This window comes from Kribbella sp. NPDC050459 (assembly GCF_040655315.1).
GTDB lineage: Bacteria > Actinomycetota > Actinomycetes > Propionibacteriales > Kribbellaceae > Kribbella.
The window spans coordinates 37,579-63,510 of sequence record NZ_JBFAJQ010000009.1 but is presented as its reverse complement, the minus strand read 5'-3'; the positions used below and the strand labels follow the sequence as shown (position 1 = coordinate 63,510).

General features: G+C 68.7%; 28 protein-coding genes and 1 tRNA gene. 11 read left to right on the top strand and 18 right to left on the bottom strand.

Annotation, left to right across the window (positions count from 1 at the left end):
• Positions 1–12 precede the first annotated feature (12 nt).
• Entirely contained in the window at positions 13–585 is a 573-nt protein-coding gene (locus AB0I12_RS26705) for a TetR family transcriptional regulator (protein ID WP_359934549.1), read from the bottom strand.
• 73 nt (positions 586–658) lie between these two features.
• On the opposite strand from AB0I12_RS26705, the gene AB0I12_RS26700 reads away from it, so the two are divergent.
• Positions 659–1,078 (top strand): VOC family protein, encoded by a 420-nt coding sequence (locus AB0I12_RS26700; RefSeq protein ID WP_359934547.1) that lies wholly within the window; start codon positions 659–661, stop codon positions 1,076–1,078.
• A 114-nt stretch (positions 1,079–1,192) separates the two neighbouring features.
• Here the strand turns inward: AB0I12_RS26700 and AB0I12_RS26695 are convergent, their stop codons facing one another.
• The 3 genes from AB0I12_RS26695 to AB0I12_RS26685 form a co-directional block, all read right to left on the bottom strand.
• Positions 1,193–2,170, bottom strand: a complete 978-nt coding sequence (locus tag AB0I12_RS26695; protein WP_359934545.1) for an NAD(P)H-quinone oxidoreductase — start codon at positions 2,168–2,170, stop codon at positions 1,193–1,195.
• Between the two features lie 79 nt (positions 2,171–2,249).
• The gene (locus tag AB0I12_RS26690; protein WP_359934543.1) at positions 2,250–3,110 is read right to left on the bottom strand and encodes an aminoglycoside phosphotransferase family protein; all 861 of its coding nucleotides are present in this window, start codon (positions 3,108–3,110) and stop codon (positions 2,250–2,252) included.
• A gap of 32 nt (positions 3,111–3,142) precedes the next feature.
• Positions 3,143–3,682: an NTP transferase domain-containing protein gene (locus AB0I12_RS26685; RefSeq protein ID WP_359934541.1), complete on the bottom strand. Its 540-nt coding sequence runs from the start codon at positions 3,680–3,682 to the stop codon at positions 3,143–3,145.
• Between the two features lie 107 nt (positions 3,683–3,789).
• Here AB0I12_RS26685 and AB0I12_RS26680 point away from each other — a divergent pair, with 107 nt between their 5' ends.
• The 5 genes from AB0I12_RS26680 to AB0I12_RS26660 all read left to right on the top strand — a co-directional run bounded on the left by AB0I12_RS26680 (position 3,790) and on the right by AB0I12_RS26660 (position 8,723).
• Positions 3,790–4,581, top strand: a complete 792-nt coding sequence (locus AB0I12_RS26680; RefSeq protein WP_359934539.1) for a carbon-nitrogen hydrolase family protein — start codon at positions 3,790–3,792, stop codon at positions 4,579–4,581.
• A 55-nt stretch (positions 4,582–4,636) separates the two neighbouring features.
• The gene (cobC, locus tag AB0I12_RS26675; protein WP_359934537.1) at positions 4,637–5,665 is read left to right on the top strand and encodes an Rv2231c family pyridoxal phosphate-dependent protein CobC; all 1,029 of its coding nucleotides are present in this window, start codon (positions 4,637–4,639) and stop codon (positions 5,663–5,665) included.
• Positions 5,666–5,768: 103 nt separating this feature from the next.
• Positions 5,769–6,392 (top strand): BatC protein, encoded by a 624-nt coding sequence (locus AB0I12_RS26670; protein ID WP_359934535.1) that lies wholly within the window; start codon positions 5,769–5,771, stop codon positions 6,390–6,392.
• Positions 6,389–7,684 (top strand): cupin domain-containing protein, encoded by a 1,296-nt coding sequence (locus AB0I12_RS26665; RefSeq protein WP_359934533.1) that lies wholly within the window; start codon positions 6,389–6,391, stop codon positions 7,682–7,684. Before AB0I12_RS26670 ends, AB0I12_RS26665 begins: the two co-directional genes overlap by 4 nt.
• A gap of 112 nt (positions 7,685–7,796) precedes the next feature.
• Positions 7,797–8,723 carry a sucrase ferredoxin gene (locus tag AB0I12_RS26660; protein WP_359934531.1) on the top strand — a complete coding sequence of 309 codons (927 nt, stop codon included), beginning with the start codon at positions 7,797–7,799 and terminating at the stop codon, positions 8,721–8,723.
• A gap of 4 nt (positions 8,724–8,727) precedes the next feature.
• Here AB0I12_RS26660 and AB0I12_RS26655 read toward each other — a convergent pair whose 3' ends face one another.
• The 4 genes from AB0I12_RS26655 to AB0I12_RS26640 form a co-directional block, all read right to left on the bottom strand.
• On the bottom strand, positions 8,728–9,327 hold the full coding sequence (locus AB0I12_RS26655; protein ID WP_355693323.1) for a gamma carbonic anhydrase family protein: 600 nt from the start codon (positions 9,325–9,327) through the stop codon (positions 8,728–8,730).
• Positions 9,328–9,565: 238 nt separating this feature from the next.
• Positions 9,566–10,783, bottom strand: a complete 1,218-nt coding sequence (locus AB0I12_RS26650) for an MFS transporter (RefSeq protein ID WP_359934529.1) — start codon at positions 10,781–10,783, stop codon at positions 9,566–9,568.
• Between the two features lie 77 nt (positions 10,784–10,860).
• The gene (locus tag AB0I12_RS26645) at positions 10,861–11,232 is read right to left on the bottom strand and encodes an MFS transporter (RefSeq protein ID WP_359934527.1); all 372 of its coding nucleotides are present in this window, start codon (positions 11,230–11,232) and stop codon (positions 10,861–10,863) included.
• Positions 11,229–12,098 carry an MFS transporter gene (locus AB0I12_RS26640; RefSeq protein ID WP_359934525.1) on the bottom strand — a complete coding sequence of 290 codons (870 nt, stop codon included), beginning with the start codon at positions 12,096–12,098 and terminating at the stop codon, positions 11,229–11,231. The genes AB0I12_RS26645 and AB0I12_RS26640 overlap by 4 nt, the downstream gene beginning before the upstream one ends.
• A gap of 243 nt (positions 12,099–12,341) precedes the next feature.
• On the opposite strand from AB0I12_RS26640, the gene AB0I12_RS26635 reads away from it, so the two are divergent.
• Positions 12,342–12,430: transfer RNA gene (locus tag AB0I12_RS26635), tRNA-Ser, on the top strand.
• A 215-nt stretch (positions 12,431–12,645) separates the two neighbouring features.
• Here the strand turns inward: AB0I12_RS26635 and AB0I12_RS26630 are convergent.
• Positions 12,646–13,242, bottom strand: coding sequence for a hypothetical protein (locus AB0I12_RS26630; protein WP_359934523.1), 597 nt, complete (start codon positions 13,240–13,242; stop codon positions 12,646–12,648).
• Positions 13,243–13,444: 202 nt separating this feature from the next.
• Positions 13,445–13,618, bottom strand: coding sequence for a hypothetical protein (locus AB0I12_RS26625; protein ID WP_359934521.1), 174 nt, complete (start codon positions 13,616–13,618; stop codon positions 13,445–13,447).
• A gap of 98 nt (positions 13,619–13,716) precedes the next feature.
• Between AB0I12_RS26625 and AB0I12_RS26620 the strand changes: the two genes are divergently transcribed.
• Positions 13,717–14,877, top strand: a complete 1,161-nt coding sequence (locus AB0I12_RS26620; RefSeq protein ID WP_359934519.1) for a helix-turn-helix transcriptional regulator — start codon at positions 13,717–13,719, stop codon at positions 14,875–14,877.
• A gap of 128 nt (positions 14,878–15,005) precedes the next feature.
• Here the strand turns inward: AB0I12_RS26620 and AB0I12_RS26615 are convergent, their stop codons facing one another.
• The 3 genes from AB0I12_RS26615 to AB0I12_RS26605 all read right to left on the bottom strand — a co-directional run bounded on the left by AB0I12_RS26615 (position 15,006) and on the right by AB0I12_RS26605 (position 18,715).
• Positions 15,006–15,275 (bottom strand): hypothetical protein, encoded by a 270-nt coding sequence (locus AB0I12_RS26615; RefSeq protein ID WP_359934517.1) that lies wholly within the window; start codon positions 15,273–15,275, stop codon positions 15,006–15,008.
• A gap of 54 nt (positions 15,276–15,329) precedes the next feature.
• Positions 15,330–15,749: an ester cyclase gene (locus AB0I12_RS26610; RefSeq protein ID WP_359934515.1), complete on the bottom strand. Its 420-nt coding sequence runs from the start codon at positions 15,747–15,749 to the stop codon at positions 15,330–15,332.
• Positions 15,750–15,829: 80 nt separating this feature from the next.
• On the bottom strand, positions 15,830–18,715 hold the full coding sequence (locus AB0I12_RS26605; RefSeq protein ID WP_359934513.1) for an AAA family ATPase: 2,886 nt from the start codon (positions 18,713–18,715) through the stop codon (positions 15,830–15,832).
• 135 nt (positions 18,716–18,850) lie between these two features.
• Between AB0I12_RS26605 and AB0I12_RS26600 the strand changes: the two genes are divergently transcribed.
• Complete coding sequence (locus AB0I12_RS26600; RefSeq protein WP_359934511.1) at positions 18,851–19,591, top strand: hypothetical protein; 741 nt, start codon at positions 18,851–18,853, stop codon at positions 19,589–19,591.
• Positions 19,592–19,601: 10 nt separating this feature from the next.
• On the opposite strand, the gene AB0I12_RS26595 is transcribed toward AB0I12_RS26600, so the two are convergent.
• Positions 19,602–20,318 carry a DinB family protein gene (locus AB0I12_RS26595; RefSeq protein WP_359934509.1) on the bottom strand — a complete coding sequence of 239 codons (717 nt, stop codon included), beginning with the start codon at positions 20,316–20,318 and terminating at the stop codon, positions 19,602–19,604.
• A 123-nt stretch (positions 20,319–20,441) separates the two neighbouring features.
• Here AB0I12_RS26595 and AB0I12_RS26590 point away from each other — a divergent pair, with 123 nt between their 5' ends.
• Together AB0I12_RS26590 and AB0I12_RS26585 are read left to right on the top strand one after the other, a co-directional pair.
• The gene (locus AB0I12_RS26590) at positions 20,442–21,440 is read left to right on the top strand and encodes an acyltransferase domain-containing protein (protein WP_359934507.1); all 999 of its coding nucleotides are present in this window, start codon (positions 20,442–20,444) and stop codon (positions 21,438–21,440) included.
• Positions 21,431–22,192: an alpha/beta hydrolase gene (locus tag AB0I12_RS26585; RefSeq protein WP_359934505.1), complete on the top strand. Its 762-nt coding sequence runs from the start codon at positions 21,431–21,433 to the stop codon at positions 22,190–22,192. The genes AB0I12_RS26590 and AB0I12_RS26585 overlap by 10 nt, the downstream gene beginning before the upstream one ends.
• On the opposite strand, the gene AB0I12_RS26580 is transcribed toward AB0I12_RS26585, so the two are convergent.
• The 4 genes from AB0I12_RS26580 to AB0I12_RS26565 form a co-directional block, all read right to left on the bottom strand.
• On the bottom strand, positions 22,189–22,938 hold the full coding sequence (locus AB0I12_RS26580) for a nuclear transport factor 2 family protein (protein ID WP_359934503.1): 750 nt from the start codon (positions 22,936–22,938) through the stop codon (positions 22,189–22,191). The two genes, AB0I12_RS26585 and AB0I12_RS26580, sit on opposite strands and share 4 nt — an antisense overlap.
• A 55-nt stretch (positions 22,939–22,993) precedes the next feature.
• Positions 22,994–23,917, bottom strand: a complete 924-nt coding sequence (locus AB0I12_RS26575) for an RNA polymerase subunit sigma-70 (RefSeq protein WP_359934501.1) — start codon at positions 23,915–23,917, stop codon at positions 22,994–22,996.
• On the bottom strand, positions 23,917–24,957 hold the full coding sequence (gene trpD, locus AB0I12_RS26570) for an anthranilate phosphoribosyltransferase (RefSeq protein WP_359934499.1): 1,041 nt from the start codon (positions 24,955–24,957) through the stop codon (positions 23,917–23,919). The genes AB0I12_RS26575 and trpD overlap by 1 nt, the downstream gene beginning before the upstream one ends.
• A 145-nt stretch (positions 24,958–25,102) precedes the next feature.
• Entirely contained in the window at positions 25,103–25,858 is a 756-nt protein-coding gene (locus tag AB0I12_RS26565; protein ID WP_359934497.1) for a glycoside hydrolase family 16 protein, read from the bottom strand.
• Between the last annotated feature and the right edge of the window lie 74 nt (positions 25,859–25,932).

Genomic DNA, 25,932 nt, shown 5'->3' with positions numbered 1-25,932 from the left:
AGTATGCGGCCGTCAACCGTCGCGGGTCAGACGGCGTACCAGCCGGGCGGTGACCGCCTGCACGTCGTACGGGCGGCCGGTGCCGGGCGTCAGTTGGTCGAGGACCAAGCCGTCGATGGCGAAGTGCAGCAGCCGGATCTCTTCGGCGCCGCCCGGCAGACCTGCGTTCGCGTTGAAGGCGACGTCGGCGTCGAAACCCTGCCGGAGCGTGCGCGACAGGATCTCGTGCAGGCCCGGACGGCGGGCTGCTTCCAGGCGGAGTTCGAGCAGGGCGAGCGTGATCTCCGGGCGGCCGAGCAGGCGCTCGACGATGTAGTGCACGTAGTCCGTCATCAGGTCGAGGCCCGGCTCGCGCTCGGCGAGCGGTGCGATGACGGCCTCGTCCGGCGCCAGTCGCTCGAAGATCCGCTCGCCGAGCGCGCCGAGCAGCGCGTCACGCGTCTTGAAGTAGTTGGACGCCGTGCCGGCCGGGAGTCCGGCGGCGGCGTCCACGGCGCGGTGGGTGAGGCCGCGAGCGCCCGCCTCCGCGAGCACGGCGAGGCCGGCGTCGGCCAGCTGGGTACGGCGTTCCGGATTCCGGGGCATGTTGACAAGGCTAACAGAGTTCTACTACAACTGTCGTACACAACAACAACAGCTGTAGTAGTCAGGAGAACGTATGCAACCCGCGGCATTCGGCGCGACCGTCGTCACCGACCACCCCTCGGAGGTCGCCGCCTTCTACACGCAGTACCTCGACCTGCAGGTCGGGATCGACCTCGGCTGGTTCATCACGGTCCGCCGGGGCGCGGCCGACTGGGAGCTCGCGATCATGGAGCGCGGACACCCGACGATCCCGGCGGAGGTGTCGGCGCAGAAGGAGAGCAGCAACGTCTTCGGCTTCATCGTCGAGGACGCGGACAAGGTCGCCGACGCGCTCCGCACCGGCGCTGTGGAGCTGGAGACCGAACCGGTGACCGAGGTGTTCGGGCAACGGCACTTCTTCGTCCGCGACCCGGCCGGCACCTGGATCGACGTGATCCAGTTGGTCGCGCCCGACCCGGAATGGGCCGCGGCCAACCTGCCCACGGCGCCATGACCCCGGGCTGCGGATCTCCCACACTCACCAAGTCCGCTCCGGCGGCACAAACCACCGCCGGCTGAGCGTGACGACCGGCCGCGGCCGCGAGTTGGTGAGTGGGGGAGGTCCGCGTCAGAGCGTGAGCAGCACCTTGCCGAGCTGCGTCGACTGCTCCAACGTCTCGTGCGCCGTGGCGACCTCGGCCAGCGGGAACGTGGAGTGCACGATCGGCCGGACCTTCTTCTCCGCGATCAACGGCCAGACGTGGCCGACGACCTCGGCGATGATCCGGCCCTTGTCCGCCACCGAGCGGAACCGCAGGCCGGTCGCAATCACCGAACCGCGCCGGCTGAGCAGTCGCCCGAGATCCAGCTCACCCTTCGCGCCGCCCTGCATCCCGATCACCACGAGCCGCCCGTCGTAGGCGAGCGTCTTCACGTTGTCGGTCAGGTACTTGGCGCCCATGATGTCGAGGATTACGTCGGCCCCGGCGTCGTTGGTCGCCTCCTTCACCACCGACGCCCACTCGGCTTCCTTGTAGTTGATCGCGACGTCCGCGCCGAGCCGGGTGCAGAACTCCATCTTCTCGGTGCTGCCGACTGTGGTCAGCACGCGCGCGCCGTGGGCGACGCCGAGCTGGATCGCCATCGTGCCGATCCCGGACGAGCCGCCGTGCACGAGCAGGGTCTCGCCGGGCTTGAGGTGCGCGGCCATGAACACGTTCGACCAGACGGTCGCGACGACCTCGGGCAGCGCGGCCGCACTCACCAGGTCGACGCCGTCCGGAACCGGCATCACCTGCGGAGCCGGTACGACGACCTTCTCGGCGTATCCGCCGCCGGCCAGCAGCGCGCAGCACTCGTCCCCGACCGACCAGCCCTCGACCTCGGCGCCGACCGCGGCGATTCGGCCGGACACCTCGAGACCGATCGTGCCCGGCGCGCCGGGTGGCGGCGGATAGAACCCCTGCCGCTGCAGGAGGTCGGCACGGTTCACCCCGGCGGCGACGACGTCGATGACCACCTCGTCGACGGCCGGTTCCGGGTCCGGGATCTCGCCGATCCCGAGCACGTCGATCCCGCCTGCACCACTACACACGACAGCTCGCATGCGGCCCAACCTAAGAGGTCCCGCCAAGAGATGCCACCTGCTGCGCGCCGGTGTCACCTCTTGGCGCGACCTCTTACCCTCAGCGCTCGACGAGCTTCGCCATGTCTCGAGCGATCGAGTCGAGGTAAGTGGTCTCGCCTATCGACTTGAACCAGTCCCATAGTTCGAGCGAGTGGTAGAGGCGGTACAGGTCGATCCGGTCGCCGGGCACGGCGCCGTACCCGGCAGTGAGACCGGCGAGCTTCTCGGCGTTGTCGTGCACGGAGTACTGGATCGTCTTCGCCAGATCGACGAGCGGGTCGGCGGCGATCGCGTTCTCGACGTCGATGAAGCCGTTCACGCGCCAGGTGTCCGGATCCACGAGGATGTTGCCTTCGTGGAAGTCGTTGTGACACAGGACGGCAGCCGTGCTGTCCGCGAAGAGGTGCGCGTGCCGGTCGACGTGTGTCGCGATCTCGGCGTGCAGCTTCGCGTCGCCGCCGAGCTGCTCGAACTCCTGCAGCTTCTTCGCGAACTGCCGTCGCATGTACCGGTCGTTGTCCGGCAGCGGGTCGAGGATCTCGTCGGTCAGATACCCGTACGCCGGTTGGCCGATCCGATGCACCCGGCGCAATAGTTCGCCGAGCTGGGCGTACATCGCCCGCCAGTCTGGCGGCTCGACCTGCGACAGCGGTACGCCGTCGATCTTCGACAAGATCGTGACGCCGTCGCCGACGTGCAGCACGCGCGGGATCGAGCCGCCGACCTCGGGCTCGAGCATCGAGTACACGTGGACTTCCTTGGCCTGCTTCCAGCGCCATTCCGGCGCGTAGACCTTCACGATCAACGGATCGCCGGCCGTCCGCACCTCGTACACGGTGCTCAGTTGTCCGCCGGTGCGTTCGATCACCTCGCCGGTCTCGACTCCCAGCGCGTCCCGGGCCAGCTGCGCGACATCCATCTGTCGAACTTATGGACGGCGTCCAGCGGTTTTCAGTCGTCCAGGTCCGCCCAGGTATCCACGTCGTCGCCCGCGTGGGTCGGGTCGGTCCAGATGAGGTCGAGGCCCGCGAGCGTCCGGCGTACCGACTTGTCCCTCGGGTCGCCGACTTGCTGGATCGCTGCGGCCAATGCGGTACGCCGGTACGCGGTGGCGAGCTGCTGCTCTTGGCCGTCCGTGTCGCGCAATCCGTGTCCGTCGTGCTCCGCGATCCCCTCGACGAGCGCTGTCACATCGGCTTCGGTGATCCACGGCAGGTCACAGCTGACCACGACGACGATGGGCGCTGCCCCGTGCTGGAGTCCAGCCGCGAGTCCTGCGACCGGGCCGCCCGACGGTGGATCCTCGACTGTCCAGCTCACGTCCCGGTACGTCGTACGCACCGGGCCGACAACCACGGTCGACGCGGCTCGTGCCGTGGCCGTCAGTACCCGATCCAGAAACGACACCCCGTCGAGCACCAGCATGGCCTTGTCCACGCCTCCGAACCGAGTGGACCCGCCCCCAGCCAGCACGATCGCATCGAACTCCACAGCTGCAGTCTCGCATCAGTCCTTCGGCATCAGCGCCTCTCCGGCCTGTCGCATCCGCTCACGTCGCGTGAGGTTCAAGTCGCGGGTTTGTGCGGCACCATGGGGAGATGAGGATCGCCGTGGTGCAGACCGCCAGCAGCTACGACAAGGCCGCCAACCGGGACGCGGTTGCCAGGCTCGTCGCGGACGCGGTGCAGGGCCGGCCGGACCTGGTCGTGCTCCCGGAAGCGATGATGTCCGACTTCGCGGTCGAGGGTGAGTCGGTGGCGGAGGCCGCCGAGGCGCTGGACGGTGAGTTCGTCACGACCCTGCGGAAGGCCGCGGTCGAGCACGGGGTCGCGATCGTGGCGGGGATGTTCGAGCGCAGCTGCGACCAGCATCGGCCGTACAACACGCTCCTGGCTGTGGGTGCTGACGGCGTACTGCTCGGCGCTTATCGCAAGATCCACCTGTACGACGCCTTCGGGTACAAGGAGTCCGACCAGCTCACCCCGGGCGACGTAGCTCCGGTGGTGATCCAGGTCGGCGACCACTCGCTCGGACTGATGACCTGCTACGACCTGCGGTTCCCGGAGCTGTCGCGCGCTCTGGTCGACGCCGGCGCGGAGGTGCTCGTCGTACCGGCCGCCTGGGTTCGCGGACCGCTCAAGGAGCACCACTGGACCACACTGCTCACGGCCCGCGCCGTCGAGAACACCTGCTACGTCGCGGCGGCCGCACAGAACGGCAAGAAGTACTGCGGCCTCAGCCAGGTCATCGACCCGCAGGGAGTTGCTCTAGCGTCGGTGGGTGAGGCAGACGGGCAGGCGATCGCCGAGATCTCGGCCGAGCGGCTGGCCGACGTACGCAAGCGCAACCCGTCGCTGCAGAACCGCAGGTACACCGTCACACCCCGTTGACCAGTGCGCGGACCGGCTGGTCCGAATCACCGTCTGACCCGTTAGCCTCCTGGGCGTGGCGGATGGGTTTGATCTGGAGCATCACGGCGATCTCGAGGTCGGCGACGGGTTGGTCGACCTCGCCGTCAACGTCCGCGCGGGCACCCCGCCGCGCTGGTTGCTCGACGCGATCACGGCGAGCCTGACCGACCTCGCGGCATACCCGCGGCAGGACGCGGCCGTCGCCGCGGTCGCGCACCGGCACGGCGTCGCACCGGACCGGGTGCTGCTCACCGCCGGAGCCGCGGAGGCGTTCGTGCTGATCGCGCGGGCGTTCCGGCCGCGACACCCGGTCGTGGTGCATCCACAGTTCACCGAGCCCGAGGCGGCGCTGCGTTCGGCCGGGCACCTGGTCGACCGGGTGATCCTGCGGCCCGAGAACGGGTTCGTGCTCGATCCGTCCGCCGTACCGGCCGATGCGGATCTCGTGATCATCGGCAACCCGACCAACCCGACGTCGGTGCTGCACCGCGCCGACGTGCTGCGCGAACTGGCGTGGCCCGACCGGATCCTGGTCGTCGACGAGGCGTTCATGGACGCCGTACCGGGGGAGCCCGAATCGCTCGTCGGCGCGTCGATCCCCGGGCTCGTGGTGGTGCGGAGCCTGACGAAGACGTGGGGACTCGCGGGACTGCGGGTCGGGTACGTCGTCGCCGGCGCGGGACTGGTCGAGCAACTGGCCGCCGTACAGCCGCACTGGCCGGTGTCCACTCCTGCGCTCGCGGCGGCAATTGCCTGCAGCAACGAGCGGGCCGTCGCGGAAGCGGCGCAGGCGGCGCTCGACATCGAACGCCAACGTGTCCATCTGCTTGACAGTCTCCGAACAGTGAACGGACTCTCGACGTTCGGCGTGGCACGGGCGCCGTTCGTCCTCGTCCACCTCCCCGGTGCCGCCGGAGTGCGGGAATCCCTGCGTGGGCAGGGATTCGCGGTGCGGCGCGGTGACACGTTCCCCGGGCTCGGGCCCGACTGGCTGCGGATCGCCGTACGGCCCGAGGACGTCACCGACCGTTTGGTGAAGGTGCTAATCGAGTTGGCGCTGTAACGCGACGGGGGTTTAGCTGAGGTCCACTTTGCGCACAAGATGACCAGTGCCCCGGTTGGTATGTCTCGGGCAACTTCTGGCCGTTCGCGAAGGGAGCAGCACAATGGGTCTCGACGATGACGACATGAACACCTCGTCCGAAGGCAGCGGTGAGCACGGAGGCGGCTCGACGGCTGCTCCCGGCGGCGGGTACGGCGGGCAGTCGTCGGACGGTGGTGCTGACGGCGGGGCCGATGGCGGCGCGGGCTTCGGCGAAGGGCCGGCCGACGGCGGTGCCTCGCAAGGCACGCAGGACGGTGGCGCCGACGGCGGTGCGGGTGGCGGCTTCGGCGAAGGGCCTGCTGACGGTGGGGCTTCGCAGGGCACGCAGGACGGTGGCGCGGACGGCGGCGCTGGTGGCGAGGGCATCGCGGACGGCGGGGCCAATCCGGGTGGCGCTGACGGTGGTGCCGACGGTGGGGCAGATGGTGGAGCCGGTGGCGGCTTCGGCGAAGGGCCTGCTGACGGTGGGGCTTCGCAGGGCACGCAGGACGGTGGCGCCGACGGTGGTGCCGGCGGCGAGGGCGTCGCGGACGGCGGGGCCAACTCAGGTGGCAGTGACGGTGGGGCTGACGGTGGCGCTGGTGGCGAGGGGCCCGCGGACGGCGGCGCGAACCCGAACGCGACCGACGGCGGTGCCGATGGCGGCGCGGACGGCGGCGCCGGCGGGAACTCCGGAAGCTGGTGACCACGGTGCCGGAGGCCGGGCCGTTCCCGCAGAACAACCATCCGGCCGAGCAGTCGGCGCCGGACAGCGGTGAGCTGTTGCGAGCTGAGCGCCCGGCCCTCCGGCGCTGTGTAGCGGGCAATCTGGACGAGTTCGCCAACTCCTACTGGGGTTCGCGGGCCTTGCTGTCCCACGGGCCCGACCTGCCCGCGCCGTACGACGACCTGTTCAGTCTCGACGCCGTGGATGAGCTCCTGTCCCGTCGCGGCCTGAGGACACCGTTCTTGCGGATCGCGAAGAACGGGTCGGTGGTCGGCGACGGCCAGTTCACCGGATCGGCCGGTGTGGGTGCGGAGATCGCGGACCAGGTGCGGGACGACAAGGTCGCGGCGCTGTTCGCCAGCGGGCACACCGTCGTCCTGCAGGCGCTGCATCGCACGTGGCCGGCGCTGGTCGACTTCTCCACTCAGTTGTCGGCCGATGTGGGGCACCCGGTGCAGATCAACGCGTACATCACCCCGGCCGAGTCGCAGGGGTTCGCCGCGCACTACGACGTACACGACGTGTTCGTCCTGCAAGTCGCCGGTGAGAAGCACTGGACTGTGCATGAGCCGGTCCATGTCGACCCGCTCCGCAACCAGCCGTGGACCGATCACGCGCGGGCCGTTGAAGCGGCAGCGCGTGACAAGGCGCCGGTGATCGACGACGTACTGCGGCCTGGTGACGCGCTCTACGTGCCGCGCGGTTTCCTGCACTCGGCGAAGGCGCTCGGTGGTGTGAGCGCGCACTTGACGGTGGGGCTGCACACGCTGACGCGCTACCTCCTGGTGCAGGAGCTGGCTGCTCTTGCTGCTGACCAGCCTTCGCTGCGCACTGCGCTTCCCCTCGGCTTCGACCCAGGCGATCCGGAGCAACTGGCCGAGGTCCTGCCCGAGGTGGTCGAGCTCTTCACCCAAGAGCTCCGTACGGCGACCCCGGACGCGCTGGCCAACCGTCTGCGCCGACGCACGTGGTCGAGCAACCGGCCGGCTCCGCTGCCCCCGCTGGCCCACGCCGCGTCGATCGCGTCCCTCGCGGTCGGCACGACGGTCCGCCTCCGCGGCGGCCTCCGCTGCCGCCTCGTCCCCGGCGACCCGCTCGTCCTGCAACTACCCGACCGCACCATCACCTTCCCGCCAACCACCGCCGCAGCAGTCACCGAACTGATCTCCGGCGCCGAGTGCAAGGTAGGCGACCTCCCAGAGCTCGACGACGCAGACCAACTCGTACTGGTCCGCCGCCTCCTCACCGAGGCCGTCATCGTCGCCCAGTAGGTCGTCCACCCTGGGCCGGCTCGCGATGGTGTTCATCCAGCCGACGGTCCCGGGTACGCCGTGCGGTCAGGGGATCCTGGTAGTTGAAGTGGCAACAGTATCGTGAGGTGGTGTGGACCGAGACGGCGTCAGGTATCGACCGGAGACCGGCTGCGCAGCGCAGGCCGACCTCCGTCGCGACGCCCTGACCGCGACCGCTCCCCCCGCCGAACGCTGGCTCCTCATCGAATCCCATACCCCCTGGCCCCGCCAGGCCCTCACCTCCCTCAGACACAGCGGGCTTCGGGAGGGTTTGTCTGGTGGGGAGTTGGGTGCTCTTGTGGCGCGGATGTGTCGTGAGGCGGGGGTTCGGCCGGTGCTGATCCGGCGGTATGGGCGTGTGGATCGGAGCGGGCCGCGGCGTTGGGGGCTGGTGGACTGCCGACCTGGGCGTGAGCTTGTTCGGTGGGGTGAGCTGCCGGCTGACGAGCACCTGCTCGAGGTGCTCGCCGGCAACGATCCAGGACAGGTCAGCGACGAGCCGGTGTATCTCGTCTGCACACACGGTCGCCACGACGCGTGCTGCGCCGTCCGTGGACGGCCTGTCGCCGCAGCGCTGGCGACCGTCTACCCGGAACGCACCTGGGAATGCAGCCACATCGGCGGTGACCGCTTCGCGGCGAACGTCGTCGTCCTGCCCCACGGCCTGTTCTACGGGCATGTCCCACCGGCCCGCGCCGTCGAGCTCGCCAAGCGGTACGACGAGGGTGTCGTCGTACCCGACCTCCTCCGTGGATCAGGTGCGTTCAACCCCGCCGTCCAAGCCGCTCAGCACTTCGCCCGCGCCGCCGGTCACTCACCCGCGGTCGGCAATCTCCTTCCGCAATCCGTCGAAGTCCTCGGCGACCACCGCTGGCGAATCCTCCTCGCATCCACCAACGGCCTGCTCGCCGTCGCAGTCTCGGCGCACCTCGACACCGTCGATGCCCGCCTGACCTGCGCAGGTTCCTCTCCCGCCCAGGTACGTCGCTTCGAACTGCTTTCCCTGATCACCGCCTGAGGGGTCAGGACGGATCGACCGGGCGGTCCGAAGCGTGCTCGCCGAAGTACGCCGACTGGCGCGCCATGATGTCGCGCATGGACGTGCCGCGCGGCACGCCGTACACCGTCCCGGGGAAGTCCAGGTCGCGCTGGATCTGCCACAGCTCCTCGTGCCGGTCGGGGGAGAAGAGCTGGGCCGGGTCGCCGGCCGCGATCCATCCGATCGGGAGGACCGTGCCTGCTTCCAGCCGCGAGTTCACGTGCAGCACGCTGTTGATCCGAAGCTCCGCGCCTGCGCCGGCGACAGAACCGGGGAACAACGCGGCGCCCGTGGCGATGAAGACTTCGTCCTCGACCGTGGCGCCGTTGACGTGCGCATGGGGACCTACCAGAACCGCGTCGCCGATCAGGGCGGGATGGTTCGCCCGGCCGCGCACCAGGGCGTTCTCCATCACCACACTGTTCTCACCGAGCCGGACTTCGCCGTTCTCCGCGGTCAGTACAGCCCCGTGCAGGACTCTGCTGCCTTCGCCGAGGACGACGGCACCGCAGAGCACGGCCGATGGGGCGACGTACGCGGATTCGGGCACGACCGGTCGACGGCCGCGGTGTTCGAGCAGCATCTGTCGCTGTCCTCTCGTCGCTTGATCACCTCGCTCCAGCTTGTCTACCCGGTCGATGCGGACTCTCCACTGCCCGGGTCCTCACAACCCGGGCGGCGGTGTCCTCCGGGCCGTCCACATCGAAGGTGGCAGGCTCGGTCCGGCGGACAATCCGGGGTGGAGAACCGCGAACTGAGCCAACATTAGAACAGATGTTCGACGCGATGCAACGCATCCTGACAGGTCAGGAACCGGTCGGTCAGATCCGCTCGGCACTCAGCCGTGGCGCCACGCGAGCCAGCACGTAGAACGTCAGGCTCGCGACCAGTGCGAGCGCCGCCAGCACCACCCACGGCAGTTCGTGCTGCACCTCGAAGAGCTGCGCGAAGAACGCCGGCGCCAGCACGCTCGAGAACGTGAACGAGTATTGCCAGTACGACAGGTACTTGCCCCGACCGACGACCGGCGACACCGCGGCCGACAGGGCGTTGTTCGTCGCCGCGTGCAGTACGTCGGCGAACGCGTAGCAGGCCGTTGCGAGGACCAGCACCGGTACGACCCATCCGCCCGGGATGTGCACCTGCAGCGCCATCAGCAGCGCCCACGCGGCGTACGTGATCCCGGCGACCACCATGACGTTCGTACGACGCCGACGCTCGGTGTGCCGTACGACGAGCGTCTGCCCGGTCGCCAGCACGACCGCCGTCGCCGCGATCAGTACGCCGACCAGCCACTTCGGCACCGCCAGCGCCTCGGTGACGTACACGGGCACGCCTACTCCGAGCATCATCGTGCAGAGCGCCAGCAACGTGTTGGCCGCGATCAGCGCCAGGAACGTCTTGTCCTTGCGCAACTGCGGCGCCGGTCCGCTGTCCTGGTCTGCGCGCGCGTGGTGTGACGGGTGCAGCCGCAGGAGGAGCAGCCCGGCGACGTAGAACGTCACGGCGTTGAGAGCCATCGCGAACAGGAACGGTGCGTCACCGCCGATCGCCAGCAACCACCCAGCCACCAGCGCGCCCAGGGCGAGGCCGCCGGCCTGCATCATGCCGCCCAGGCCGAACCACTTGTCCCGCTCGCCCTTGTCGGCGACATCGTCGAGCAGGCTGAAGATCGCTGACCAGAAAACGCGCTGCCCGGTCGTCGTGACCAGCGCGCACAGGAACAGCAGCCACATCGACCGCCCGAAGAAGAAGCCGGTGAACGCCAGGCCCTGCGCGAACTGGGCGGCCACCACCAGGTTCCGCGGGCCGACCCGATCGATCACCACTCCGACCGCGGCCGGGGCCGCGATCGAGAACAGCGTCGCTACCGTCAGCATCACACCGGCGGTGCCGAGCGGGATGCCGGCGACCTTGTTGATGAACAGCAACAGCAGCGGTCCGGCGCAGCCGCCGCCGAACGAGTCGATCGCCAGACCGGCCAGCAACGGGACCCGGCCGCGAACGTTCGGCAGGCCGAGTGACGCGGCTGCGGGCATGGCGGAGCGCTCCCATCGGGTCGGTTTCGGCGGCTGGCGAACCGTAGCAAGCGCTCGCCAGCCCATTCCAACCCATTTCAGTCGGCCGCGGACACCTGTCGTACCGCAACGTTCCGTAGCGGGCGCCAAACCACCGCTGTCATCACCACCATCGCCACGAAAGCGAGCGCGAACGGTGCGGCCAGCCCGAACCGCTGCGCCAGTACGCCGCCCAGCGCGGAGCCGACCGCAGCACCGCCTACTGACGCCAGCAGGTACACGCTGTTCACCCGGCCCATCAGAGCGTCCGGTGTGGCGAGCTGACGCGTTGTGGTCGAGACGATGCCCCACACCACCGCGTGGACGCCGAACACAGCCATGGTCGCGCCGGCAACCCACGGGCTCCTGGTGAGCGCCAAGATGAGGTGGACCGTCGTCTCGATGACCAGCCCGGCGCGCAGCAGCGTCACAGAGCCCAGGCGCGGCTCCAGGAAGTGGTGCTCGGCATGCCGAGCACACCGCCCACTGCGCCGACTGACACGAGCAGGCCGAACTGTGTCTCGGTCAGACCGAGCCGCTCGCGCGCGAACAACACCCAGGTCGCGAACGCGGCGCAGAAGGTGATGTTCATGACCAGGATCGACAAGGCGAGCGTCCGTACGCCGGAGTGATGCCAGAGCCAGCGGACTCCCTCGCGGACCTCCTGCCAGATGGCTGTCCGCGCGGAGTCGTCCGGCAACGGCGGACGGACTGCGACGCGGGCGATCAGGGTCGCCGCGGCAGCGAAGGTGATCGCGTTGAACACCAGCGGGATACCGGCCCCCGCAGCGAACAGCAGCGCGCCCAGCGGCGGTCCGCCCAGTTGCTGGAGCACAGTGCCGCTGGCGAACAGCCGGGCGTTGGCCGTTCCGAGGTGATCCTTCGGTACGGCGCTGACCAGCAGCGCGCCGGATGCGTTGTCCGCAAGCGTTTCCGCCGTACCGAGGAGGAAGAGTGCGACGTACACCGCCCAGAGCGGAGCGGTGTCGAGCAGTACGGCGAGACCGAGCGCGGCCAGGACGATCGCACGAAAGGTGTCTGCGGCAACGATCATCAACCGGCGGTCGAGCCGGTCGACGAGGACGCCGCTGAACAACGCGAACAACAGCCAGGGCAGTTGCTGGACGAACGCGGCGGCACCGACCGCCGCGGGCTCACTGGTGATCGAGGCGACGAGCAACGGACCGGCGGCGATCAGCGCACCGTCGCCGAGGTTGGAGATGATCGCGGCCGGAAAGATCTTCCGGAAATCCGCTCCGAGCTCGGACGGAGCCAGGTAGGCACCGAGAGAACGCATATGAACTCCTGAGGGCATGACGAATCGATGGACCCCGGCCGAGCAGCCGGCCGGTCCCGCCCGGTCAGAACGTCAACGTGCCGACCGGCCGGTGTGTGCGATGCCCTCGAACGACCGAGACATTGCTCCCACCTCCGTCCATACCCACAGCGACGACCTCGCCGCTGCGCCGACCCTACCGGCCCCTCCCCACCCCCGCACTCCGTTTCCACCCGGTATCCTCAACCCTCGGCGGCAACGCCAGGAGGGTTCGCATAGCGGCCGAGTGCGCTGGTCTTGAAAACCGGTATGGCGGGTGACCGTCATCGTGGGTTCGAATCCCACACCCTCCGCTCCACACCCTCCGCTCAACCCACCCGAGAACCGGGCGCTGACCTGCAGAGACGCTCGCGGGCAGGTCGCGCAGGCCTGTCCGACTATTCCTCGTGCTGTCCGGCTGGCAAGAGCCGTATACGGCTCTCCGTGCCCGTATTGCGCCCGCATCGCAGCGGCGGCTACGCCCCGGTGTTCCAGCGGCTCAAGAAGCTGAAACACCTGGGCGGCTGCGCTACCGGCGTGGGATGACTGCCTGTGCTTGCCGACAGTCGGGCGCAATCTCCGGATTCACGTCCTTGCAGAACTCACCGAGGAAGGCGCGATAGCCGCGATCGAACCTGTCATAGTCCGCATCGGCCTCGAGCTTGACTTTTCCGTAGGCCGGTAGCAGCGAGGCAGACATGTCCACCTGCGCCGTCCAGGCCCGCTCGCTGCCGTACATCGCAAGCAACGTTCGCTGGTCTTGGTACGCCCGCCGAGCCTCCTCGAACGTCTTCAGCGCGGGGTAGAGGGACGCATAGGGTGCACCGGTCTGCCTTCGCAGTTCGACCGCTAACCACGTGCTGTGCATGGCATCGCGGTACGCTGCGGCAGCGTGCAGGTAGGCCGGATAGATCTGAGACCGCCTGTCACGGGCCTCTGCAGAGTGATCTTCCTGCACCGCCTGGGTCTGCTGCACCTTGTCGTCTCGATGCGTGACGAGAGTTCCCACCAGGACCACCGCGCCACCGATCAATGCCGCGCTCAGCGCCCCTCCGAGTGAAACCTTGGCCTCAAACCACCTGGCGTGGTCCCGCTTGCGCCTCTCCTGGCGCCCGAACAGACCCATCCTGCCCCCACGTACTAGCGACTCTCCGAATGCTCAGAGGACCGTATCGCCAACGCCGAGCTCAGGGCGAGGGCTTGATGTCGCTGGACGACGGAAGGCCGGAGATGAGCCTCGGGGGCCAGGTCGCCCGCAGTGCGCTCGTACCCGTTCATCAGGAAGGAGACGGCAATCGGTGTCGTAGGCTGCGGATGCGTCGGCGGCGTCAGCTGTCTAGCCACTCCGCCCCTGCCTCGTCTCGGTGGTAGCCCTGGTGGTGGCCGAGGATGCAGTTTCGGCCGGTCGTCGGGTTGTCGCCGTCGCGGTCGATGTCTTGAGCAGCCCGGAGGATCGGCCATCCTGCGGCGTCCCGCTCCGGTCCCCGCGTCGTTTCGGTCATGTCCGGATCATGGCCGATGCGTTGCGGCGGATCGATCGCTCCCGCGTATCCCTCGGCATCGGGAGACAGGGATACAGAGCGTGGGTGACACTGGGGTTATGTCGTTCGGGAGACGCCTTCGGGAGTACCGCGACCATCGTGGCTGGTCGCTGGCCGACCTGGCGCGGGCAACGCATTTCAGCCGGTCCTACCTGTCGAACGTGGAGAACGGCCGAAAGCCTGCGACGGAGGACATTGCACGGGCATGTGATGCGGCCCTGCGAGCGAAGGGGGAGCTGATCGCGGCGGCCCGTCAGGAGGCGACAGCAAAGCTCAATGACACGCCCTGGCAGACGGCCGAGCTTGTCTCACGCTTGCAGTCGTCGGATACGACGCCGAACACGATCGAGGCGCTTCACTCGACCGTTGAGGAGCTGTGCTGTCAGTACAACCGGAGGGACGCCCTGGAACTTCGTCAGGAGGCTCACGAGTGGCTTCAGTACGTCGGCACTCTGCTGCGCCGTCCTGTCGGGCTCAGGGCGCATACAGACCTGCTGGTGGCCGGCGGCTGGCTCGCACTGCTCGCCGGTTGCGTTGAGTACGACCTCGGGATGGGCACAGCCGCGGAGTCCACACGCGTTGCAGCGGCCCAGCTCGGTGCGGAGGCAGGGCACCCGGAGATCGTTGGGTGGGGGCACGAGATGACCGCTTGGTTCGCCTTGACACAAGGCCAGTTCCGTCGGGCTGTCGATGCATCACGACGCGGACAGGCAGTTGCGCAGGGCACCAGTGTTCAAGTCCAGCTCATCGCCCAGGAGGCGAAAGCGAGGGCGCGCCTCGGTGAGTCCGGGCTGACGACGGTGCTCGAGTCTGGTCGCCATCTACTCGCTGAGCTGCCGTATCCGGATCGGACGGACAACCACTTCAAGGTAGATCCGGCGAAGTGGGACTACTACGCGATGGACGTGCATCGCATGGCGCAAGACGACGCTCAGGCGAGCGAGTATGCGGCGTCAGTCATCAGCGACAACCTCGGGCCGGACGGCACTGAGCTGAGCCCGATGCGGATCGCTGAGTGCAGGCTGACACTCGCGTTCGTGGCTGGGCGAGACGGCGACCTGGAGCAAGCTGTCGGCCTTGGCGTTGAGGGACTGAAGGACGGGCGTCAGAGCAAGGTGCACTTGAGGATGATTGCGAGTGAGCTGGACCAGGAGCTGCGGCGTCGATTCCCAGGAGAGGGAACTGTGATCGGCCTGGCGGAGGCGCTCCGCGCGGTTTGAGATCACGACGGGTTGCCCGGCTGCTGGTCAGGCACCCCGAGCTTGATTCGCACTGCACTCCGCCAGGCCTCGCTGCCGGGGAAACTTGTCGTCCCTGCGCTCGTAGCTCTCGAGCGCATCACCCTGGTTCAGGACGCTACAAGGATCGCCATCGTCTCGGGGATGACGGTGTCGTACTTCATTGCTTCGGCGAGCTCGTCCGATGGGTTGGCCAGCACGGCGAAGAGGACGTCGAGGTCCGCGATGTCCATGACCAGTCCGACCTTGGTCCGGTCCTGAGGGTTCACGAACGTCCGGAGATTGCTGGCGCCCAACGAGGGCAGGAGCTCTTCACGCTTCGGTGATGTGAGCCAGTGGTCGGTGTCAGTGACATCGTGGGTCACGATGATCGTGGGCATAACTCCTCCTTGCGTGGTGTGTTCGGGACACCCGGCGGTGAGAGCCGGGTTGTGCTACGCCGGAGCGGCTGTGGGGACGACGCCGAGCTGTTGCATGAGCGACAGCATGTCCGCCACGCCCCAGTGCTCGCAGAGCAGGCCGGCGCCGTCGAATCGCATGATGTCGATGAGGTCCACTTCGACGCTCTTGCCGGATGGCGGCACACCCATGAAGTCGCCCTGGTGGGTCCCGGTGACTCTGACTCGGGCCACGGCTTTGTCGCCGTCGATGATCAGATCCTCGACGTTCATCCGAAAGTCGGGAAAGGAGGTCAGCAGCGCCCGGAAGAAGTCGAGCGTGCCCTCCTTCGTGGTCGGAAAGCCCGGCCCGCCCTGGTGCTCGACGAAGTCGTCCGCGACCAGGTCGCCGAACCCTGCGAGGTCTCCCGCGTTGATCAGCTCGTAGGTGGTCCGCATCGTCGTAGCGTGGTCCATCGTGGCACCCCCCTTTGTCTGTGGTTGCAGCGTGCGTTGCTGCCTGCGATCGATTCTTTGAGCCGCGAGCGGCGAAGACATCACTCGATCGTGTGATGTACGGCGGTGGCGAGCGCGACGCGGTTGGAGACGCCCAGCTTGGCGAACACGTGCCGGAGGTGGGTGTTGACGGTGTGCGGCGAGATGTAGAGCCGCCTGGCCACGGCACCGTTCGTGAGTCCTTCTGCCACCAGCCGCGAGACTGCCTGCTCCGTCGTGGTGAGGCTCTCCCAGCCGCCGGCCGGGCGGTGCCTCGACCCACGGGGGCCAGGCCGGATGCCGAGTTCGCGCAACCGCGCCCGGACGCGGCCCGCCCAGGCATCGGCCCCCGCGTGCTCGTAGCGCTCCAGTGCCTCGGTCAGCAGCGTCGCTGCTTCGTCCCGCCGCCCACCGTGGGCCAGTAGCCTTGCCGCGTCCTCGCAGGCGCCGGCGTGCTCGACCAGGAGCGGGGCCTGGCGGGCGAGTGTGACGGCATGGAGCATCGGCTCGACGTCGCCGTCGACCATGCCCTGGCAGCGCAGCGCCAGGGACTGAACGGTCGGCACCTCCGGAGCCAGGGTCGCTCCCTCCGCTACGGCGCCGGCCACCTCGGCCGCGAGGTCACGATGGCCCAGTTTCAGGCCCAGACGCACGAGATCGGGCGCGAGACAGCGATGGTAGAAACGGCTCTCTCGTGCCGCGTCGAACCGCCAGCACCGCAGCAGCAGGTCATAGGCAGCCTGATGATCGCCCTGGGCCACCCTGAGTCCCGCCACCGCGAAGGCGAGGACTCCGGCGTTGTAGCTGAGCTGGTCGCCGTCCAGCGAGGCGCCGATTCCGGCGGTCAGCTCGCCGGCGGTCCGATGATCCCCCACGCCCGTCGCGATGATGGCCCGGTAAGCGAGCGACTGAGACACCAGGAGCGGGTTGCCCTTCTCCAGCGCGGTCCGGCCGCCGGCGATCAGGCCGGGTACGGCGTCGTCCCATTCCCCGAGCGCGAAGGACGCCTGGGCGTCGGCCATGAGCGTCTCGGAGAGCCACCATCCCGCGCCGAACTCGTCGTCGAGAGCAGCCCGGTACGCCGCTCGCGCCTCGCCGACGAGGTCACAGTCGAACAGCGCCAGGCCGAGAAAGAATTGCGGCCGCAGCGGCAGCGACCTCGTGTCGGGCGAGTCCTCAGCCAGCAGAGATGCGCGCCGGGCGTGGACCAGCGCTTCACCGAAGCGGCCCTGCCGTCCCACCGCGACCATCAATGCCGTCAGAGCCCACACCGTCATCGCCGGATCGCTCGCCTGCTCGGCGATGGCCAGTCCATGTCCGGCGGACGCTTCGCCCGCCCTCGGATCGCCCGTATAGGTCAGGGCCCAGCTCTGCTGGGCCAGCATCAGCACCCGGTCGGAGGGCTGAAGCCGGACAGGGTCGGCGAAGCTGGCCTGGACGACGGCGGACAGCTCCGCGGCGCGGTTCTGGAGAGCCAACGCACCGACCAGCGCCACGCGCAACGGTGTGTGCACCTCGACGGCGTGCGGCCGCGCGAGCACCGCCTGTGCGCGGTCAGACGCCTCGGCTGGCTGCCCGGCGCGCAGCAGCGCCTGGACCAACTCCGCCGACACCAGATCCGCCTCGCGATGACCTCGGGGCAGCAGCGCGTCGGCGCGGCGCGTGAGCTCGAGGGCGACCGACGGCGACCGAGCCGAGGCTTCACGGGCGGCGTCTCGCAACCAGGCAACCGCCTGCTCGTCACCCCGCTCCGCGCCGAGGATCAGATGATCCGCCACGTCCAGTCGATCTGCGCCCCCGGCCATGAGTACGACCGCTGCCTCGCGGTGCAGAAGACGGCGGGCCGCGGGCGGCACGTGCTGGTAGATCGCGTCGTGCACGAGCTGGTGCCGGAACACGACGCGTTCGTCGGCCTCGTCCAGCAGCTGAGCGTCGAACGCGTGGCTGAGATGCCGGACCACCTGGGCCGGCGGTTGGCGGGTTACGGCTGCGACGTCGCGAAGTGAAACGGAATCGCCCAGAACAGCCGTGACCTGCAGCAGTTCCAGCGCTGCCGGGGGCAGGTCGCGAAGGCGCCGAACCACAAGGTCGCTCAGCGAGGCCGGCAGCTCCGACGTCGTGACGTCGACGATGTCCCCGATGCGGCGCAGCCGGCCGTCATCGACCAGTGAGCGCACCATGGCTACGGCCCACAGTGGGTTCCCACCGGCCTTGGTCAGCATCGCGGTCAAAGTGGGACCAGGAGAGGCCCCCAGCGCGTCGCGGGCGAGCGCGGCCACCTCGCCGGGCGACAGCGGCTGGAGCTGCAGGGTGTGCGCGCCCCCGGCCGCTAGATCGGTGAGCAGCAGTTCCAGCTGAGCCGACCGCGGCGAGGACCGGGCTGTCACCACGACAAGCAACGCCGCCAGGGGAAGCTGCCGTGCCACCGACAGGATCGTCAAGAGACTTGCGCTGTCGGCCCAATGGATGTCCTCGGCCACCAGCAGTACCGGGCTCTCCGAGCACATGCTGTCGACCAGGTCCACGATCTCCTCGACGACCCTGTACTGGATGTCGCCGGCGGGGGGCGCAGACATCCCCGCGCCCCGGCCGTCCAGCAGCTCGCCGATCGCAGCCCTGCGCGGGTCGGGCGACCGCCGGCTCAGACTCAGGGCCTCAGCAACCACACCGAACGGGCGGGTGCGCTCGAAGGGATGCGCCTGGCCGCCGTAGACGGCAATCCCACGAGAACGCGCGTCATCGACGATGCAGTCCACCAGCCGGGTCTTGCCGATGCCGGCTTCCCCCTCGATCACCAGCGTCGACGCCCTGCCCTCGCTGAGATCGCGCACGGCAGCCGCAGCCAAGGCAAGCTCGGCTTCCCGTCCGACTAGACCCCCCGGGGAAGGCATGTTCAAAGGCTCTCCCCAGGCCAGTACCAGAGTCCAGCCGTCGAAGCGGGCCAGCATTCAGAGTGGCTGCGCGGACACTCTGGGTCCATTGGAGTGCAGCTCTCGGCGCACTGGCACCTGGCCGTCGACCCCAAGGCCGACGTGGCCGTGCTGAGTCGGCGGCGGTGGTCGCGCTCTGCAAGGATTGCGGCCATGGTGAGCTTTCACGCGCGGTACGTGTCCGGTGATCCCGACGTCGTATGGCGCGACCTGCGCGGTCTCGGCCTTCAGGTCTTCGACGCTCCGTATCGTGAGGACGCCGAGGCGGTAGCGCGGGAGTTCGCCGGCCGGGCCCGCAGGAACGTCGAGATGGTCGTCGAGCGGCTGCAGGCGCAGGGGTTCCGGGCGGAGGTGAACGACGACGAGGGGACGCCGTGTCGTGCCCATGTTCCGCCGTCGCCGGGCGCGGACGCGCTGGCCGACTGGCTGGAGGCGACGTTCGCGCCGTTCCCGATGACGGTGAGCGCGTGGATCCGGCAGGTGGGCGACGTGTGGCTCGTCGGGGACTTGCCGAGTTGGCCGTCCAGCGTGCTCGCGGATCCGCTGGTGGTCCAGCTGGAATGGGCAGAGCACGGCGGCTCGCGCTCCTACTTCGAGGCCGAGCACGCCGCGTACCTGAAGGACACTCAGCGCCAGGACGCCGGTATCGCGTTCCAGCTCGACTACGCGCCCGACGAGCTCCACAAGGCGAACATCAGCGGAGACGCGCCGTACGGCATCGACCTGCCGGCTGCGGGAATCGACGGGAAGGTGGGGCCGACGATCTGGTTCGTCGACGACCTCAACACGGCCTTCGCGGCCGGCGGCTTTCCCGGTGCGCTGTTGGAAGAGGGCTACCAGGAGCCGCCCGCCGGATTGCGTGAATCGCTCGCCGCGGGACTGCTGCGGCTCTGACAGCGGCCGATCAGCTCGCGGCGATGGTGTCGAGGTCGCGGGTGGCGAAACGGTAGTGCTCCCAGGCCTCCTCGAGGATCACGTGCAGGCAGGATCTCGTGGTTTTGGGGTTCGCGTTGTGCGGGTTCTTACGGGCTGTGTCGAGCTCGGCCGGTGTCACCGTGGCGATGAAGTCGCGGACCAGGCCGAAGCGGCTCGCGTGGACTTCGAGCACCTCGGCGTACGGCGGGTGGTCGGGCGAGCCTTCCACGCCGTACCGCAGGCCGAGCGGGTGGAAGTCCTCGCGCTCGAGAACCGATCGGCCGATCCACAGGTCGATGGCGTGCACCAGGTGCCGCAGGGTCTGCGCGAACGACCACTCGCCGTCCACGGAACCGTCGGCCGTGCCCGAGGGCATGGTCGCCACGCGGTCGATCGCCGTCGCCCAGGTCCGCTCGACCGCGGCCCACGCGGCGCGGAGGCCGTCCGGGTCCTTGGCCCGGCGCTCCGCCCGGCCCGGGAACCGGCGGTTCAGCTCGTCCTCGACATACCCCGAGACCTCGACGCCGTTCACCTTCAGGCTGCCGCCCGGCTCGACGATCCAGGGCGCGTCGATGTCCGCGCCCTGCAAGTCGATGCCGCGCATCACCACACCGGACAGATCGGACTCGACGAACCGGGCGCCGCGCAGATTCGCCCCGACGAACTCCGCACCTGCCAGGTCGTCGGACTCCCCGAACTTGGCCATTCCCAACTCCCTCAATAGACGTTTCGGCGAGCCTAGCCGTGACCTAGGACACAAAAGTCGTGCGCGAGACCGACGGCCCGTGGTGAGGTCGAGGGACGGACCCGAAGGTGGGAGGACACGACTGTGGACGTTCTGAGCGCGGCAGAACGAGTGGGCTTCACGAAGCAGGCATTGACACGGTTCGAGGGCCTTGAGGTCGGCCCCGACCCAGAGGTGCCTGAGGACGCCGAGGAGTTGCTGGCGGACTGCGGTGTGCACCCGGCTGATCGTGCTGCGATGCTGGCGGCGCGCCCGGATCCCGACCGCGAGCCCGAGTGGTGGGCGATCACGTGGGCTCTCGCAGGAGAGGTCGAACGGGACCTGGATCTGGCCCTGCCGTCCACAGGGTTCAGAGGCTGGCCCGCAGTACCGCGGGACGCGTCGCCGACGGGCCTGTTCGCGCCGGCGTGGGCGCTGCTGGCCAACCTGCCGAGGCTGCGTGACCTCCATGAGCAGCGCGGCGTACCGGAGTCCGTGACGGTCGCAACAGTCTCGGCGCTCGGTGGGGTGATGGGCACGCACCGGCACATCTTCGGCTGTGCCGGCGTCGGGCTGATGCCGCTCTGGGGCCCGCCACTGAGGTTCCGCGGAGCCGACTACGAGATCGGCCGGCACGACTTCACCCGCACGCACATGGGTCTGGGCGACGGTGTGTCCGGCCATGTGCTCTCCATCCACATCCCGCCGATCGGCCCGCTCGACGCGCAGGAGTCGGAGGAGTCGATCGCGACCGCGGTCGCGTCGTTCGAACGCTGGTACCCGGAGGAGCCGATCGCCGGGCTCGTTTGCCACTCCTGGCTGCTGGACCCGCAGCTGGCCGAGTACCTGCGCCCGGAGTCGAACATCATCCGTTTCCAGAGCCGCTTCGACCTGCTGCCGCTGCTGCCGCCCGAGGAGCCCACCGAGGGCGACCGCGAGCTGATGCGGCTCGGTTTGCACCTGCAGGTCCCAGAACACCAACTGACTGACGAAGACCTCGCCAAGATCCCGCAGGAGACCACGCTGCAAAGAGCTTTCGTCAAGCACCTGCGAGCTGGCGGGCATTGGTACGCACGGACGGGCATGCTGAAGAGATGGAACTGACGATCCCGGTCGGGCAAGACACAGTCTGGACCGAGCATCTGGCCGGCGAGGGAGTGCCGATCGTGCTGCTGCACCCAGGCATCGGGGACTCGCGGTCGTGGGACCTCGTGATGCCAGGGCTCGACGGCAGACGAGTTGTCCGGTACGACGTCCGCGGGTACGGGCGCTCACCGCAACCGACAACTGAGTTCTCGTTGCTCGGCGACCTCGAGACAGTCCTCGACCAGCTGAACCTGGAACGGGTCCTGCTGGTCGGCTGCTCGATGGGCGGCAGTACTGCGCTCAGCTTCGCGCTGGCGCATCCGGAGCGGGTCCATGGGCTGGTGCTGCTCTGTCCAGGCATCCCCGGTTTCCCGATGCCGGAGGAGCCGGAGCTGGACGCGCAGTACGACGTACTGGCCGCGGACCGAGACGTGGAGGGGCTCGTACAGTTCGGTCTGCGGCACTGGGCTGCAGCGGGTGCTGACGACGCTGTGGTCGCGCAGCTCCGCGCCGCTGTCCCGGCGTGGTTCGACCAGGACGAGTACCTGAAACCGGATCCGCCCGTCTACGACCGGCTGCACGAGATCCAGGCCCCGACGGTCGTCATGGTCGGCGATAAAGACCGCCCGATCCTCGCAGCCGTGGCCGGCGCCACCGCCGCACGCATCCCCGGCTGCCAGTTCGTCTGGCTCCCCGGCACCGACCACTTCCCGAGCCTCCGCGAACCACAGCTGGTGACCGACACGATCCTGCGGTTCGCAGCCGGCTAGGACGCCGGATACGACAGGTGCTGGTGAATCAGTTGCCAGCCGGTGGCGGTTCGGCGGAAGACGCGGGTGGCGCGTGAGGTGGTTTCGGTTCCGTCGGCGGTGACGTGGTCGACGGACCAGGCGACGGCCAGGTTGTCGGCGGATTCGATGGTCGGGTCGGGGACGGTGAAGGTGATCGGGTCCGGGCTCGAGGCCAGGCCCGCGGCGCAGACCTCGCGGACGGCTTGTTTTCCGGTGTAGTTGCCGTCGATCTCGTAGGAGACGACGTTCTCGGCGAGAGGCTCCATCAGGGCGTCCAGGTTGCCCGCGGTCGTGTCCGCGCTCCAGCGGTCCAGCACCTCCGTGATCGCGGGAGCCGCCGAGTCGTCGTGCGGGAACGAATGGTGCTCGTGCGTGACAGTCCACTGGCCGTCGATCTTGCGGAGGCCGATCGTCAGCCGCAGCAACTGTCGCGGATCGTCGTCCGCGTTGCGGCAGTGCAGCAACGCGAAGGCGAACGCGACGTCGGCGCCCGCGGTCACGTCCAGCGACTCCAGTTCGAAGGAGGCACCGGACTTCTGCCACTCGAAGAAGCCGGGCCAGGTGTCGCGGTACGCGTCCAGGCCGCGCACACCGTCGTACGGCGGGGGCACGTCGAACATCACCAGGTCGGGTGCGTGCTGCGCCAGCACCGTGTCCAGGTCGCCGGCGTGCACGGCCGCGACCCAGGTCTCGATCAGGGTGCGGATCGCTTGCTCGTCAGTCATGTCTCTCCTCGGAAAGGTCGTCTTCACCCCTTACAACCCGCGACGTCCGGCAAACTCATCGCGGCAGGTCGGCGGGCAGTCCGAAGGCCGGGAAGTCCGCTTCCAGGTACGACACCACTTCGACGATCGCCGACCCTCGCAGGACGACGACGTCCAGTCCGCCGGGTACGTAGCGATCGCCCTGAAGCAGGTACGTGCCGAAGGCGAGCTGACCGTTCGCGCGAGCCGGGAGGAAGCGCCATTCCTCCCGCAGCGGCCCGTCGAGCAGGAACGCGCGGATCGCGTCCCGCCCGAAGAACCAGTCGGGCAGCGGCGGCATCGAGTACTTCGCGTCCGCCGCCAGCATGGCCACGATCGCGTCGACGTCACGTGCCTCCCAGGCCGCCACGTACCGCCGTACCAGGTCGCGCTCGCCCGACTCGCCCAACGCACGCAATGTCTGCTGCTGACTCGGTACGTCGCTCACGACAGCCCGTGCTCGCTGCAGCGCGCTGTTGACCGCAGCAACCGTCGTCTCCAGCAACTCAGCCACCTCGCGAGCACTGAAAGCCAGTACGTCTCGCAGTAACAGGACGGCACGTTGCAGAGCGGACAGGTGCTGCAGTGACGCGACGAAGGCGAGTTCAACGGACTCCAGCGCCAGAAGCTCAGCCTCTGGTGTCAGCGTGGACGTCCACGCGAGCCTGCTCTCCGGATACGGGTCCAGCGTCTCCACCTCACGCCGACCGCGCCGCTCGATCAGGGTCAGGCAGCGGTTCGTCGCGATCTTGTAGAGCCACGGACGGATCGACCCGCGGTCCTCGTACCCGTGCAGGCCGCTCCACGCGCGCAGCAACGTCTCCTGGACAGCGTCCTCGGCGTCGGCATCGGAGCCGAGCATCCGGTAGCAGTGCGCGTGGAGCTCACCACGCCACGGATCGATTAAGCGTCCGAAGGCGTGCTCGTCACCCGCGCGTGCGGCGTCCAGCAGGTCTTGCATCACCCGCACGCTAACGAGTGGTTGGCCCAGCGGTCCAGGGTCTCGGCTGCTCGTCCACTGTCCACGGCGTCCTGGCAGCGTTCGAAGCAGTCAGCCAAGTGCTCCAGGCCGAACTCCAGTGACAGCGTCGCCAGTGCGGCCGAGGCGTTTAGCAGTACGACGTCCCGCACCGGTCCGCGTTCTCCGTCGACCAGCCGGCGCAGCAGCTGTGCGTTGAAGGCCGCATCGCCGCCACGAAGCTCTGCCAAGGACGACGGCCGCAGCCCCAGCGAGCGTGGGTCGAAGACGACCTCCGACGCGGACCCACCATGCACGACCCACAGCCGTGAGTAGCCGGTCGTGGTGAGCTTGTCGAGCCCGTCGTCCCCACGGGCGACCAGTGCGGACGTGCCCCGCTCGGCGAGCGCACCTGCGAGCACGGGCAGCATGCGTGGGTTGGCCACGCCAACGAGCTGGTGCTGAGGGCGGGCCGGATTCAGCAACGGCGCCAGCACGTTGAACGCAGTCGGCACTGCCAACTCACGCCGTACGACGGCAACTTGCCGCAGGGCCGGGTTGAAGCGTGGAGCGAACAGGAAGGTCAGTCCGACCTCCGCAGCCATCCGAGCCGCGTCAGAGGCCGACAGGTCGAGTGGAACTCCAAGCTGCTCGACCAGGTCCCCGCTACCAGCAGCAGATGAGGACGCGGCCCGCCCACCGTGCTTCACGACGGTGACACCGGCCGCTGCCGCAACCACGGCCGCCATCGTGGAGATGTTGGCCGCACCGGTACGGTCGCCGCCCGTTCCGACGATGTCGACGAACGGTCCGTCGATCCGCACCGGCGTCGCGTGCGAGCGCAGTACCTCGGCCAGCCCGTTGAGCTCGTCCGCGGTCTCTCCCTTTGCCCGCAACGCGATCAAGAACCCGGAGATCTGCGCCGGAGACACGTCGCCCAGCACCAGTTGGTCCATCGCCCAGCCGGTGTCCGCCGCCGACAGGTCGGAGCCGGCCAGGAGCGCGGAAATCAGACCGGACCACGTCCGGAGTGTTGTTGCCATCGGCATTCCTCAGGGTGCTGGGCCGCCCACGAGGAGAACATGACAACGGCCGCCTCGCAGGAGACGGCCGGGTGGGTACGCGCGGATTCAGGCCGTCTGGTCGACGGCCCACCACATACTCGCGCGCTGGAACATGCCACCGACCTTAGCGCACGCGGTGCCGGACGTGGTCGACGGTGAAGGTGGGGACGTGGTCCCGCCCGGACTGCTCCGGGAAGTCGAACACCGCCAGCATCAGCTGCATCGGGTACGTCGGTGCGCCCTGGCAGCTGCGGATCGCAGTGCCGTCGACCGAGAACGTCGCCGTACCGCCGGACCACTCCACGGCGTACGTGTGGAACTCCCGGACGTCGATCGGCAACCGCACCGCCTCGAAGTCCTGAGGTACGACGGGGTCGCGGATGGTCTTGAGGCCCATGCCGACCGCGGCGGACTCACCGGGGACGACAGCGTCGCCGAACACCTCCATGACACAGATCTCCCCACAGCGGTCCGGCTGGTCCTCCAGACCGACCATCCAGAGCGACACCATGGAGCCCGGAGCGATGTCGGCCCTGGCGCGCAGCTCGACGTACCCGCCGTCCGCGGTCCAGCCCCAGAACGGCTCCTGCTCCTCCTGCACGAGCAGACCGTCACGGTACGGCTGCTGGCCGACCGTGCTGCCCACAGGACCCGAGTAGTTACCCGACTGGATGCCGGAGACCCGCAGGTCCGGTTTGTGCGAGCCGGCGCACCAGATGCCCTGCTCGACGGGGATGCTGAGCGTCAGACACGAGTCGGCCAGGCCGTACGTCGCGGCGGACGCACTACGCGAGCTCCACTGCGGTAGGTAGTACGGCGACCACACGGACAGATCCAGGGCCGACGCGTCGAAGTCGTCCGCGAACACCGGCTGAGTCATGCCCCCATGATCGGCCGATCCGGCCCTGTGTCACATCATGGTGGGCTGATCCGTCAGGGCACTGAGGAGGCAGC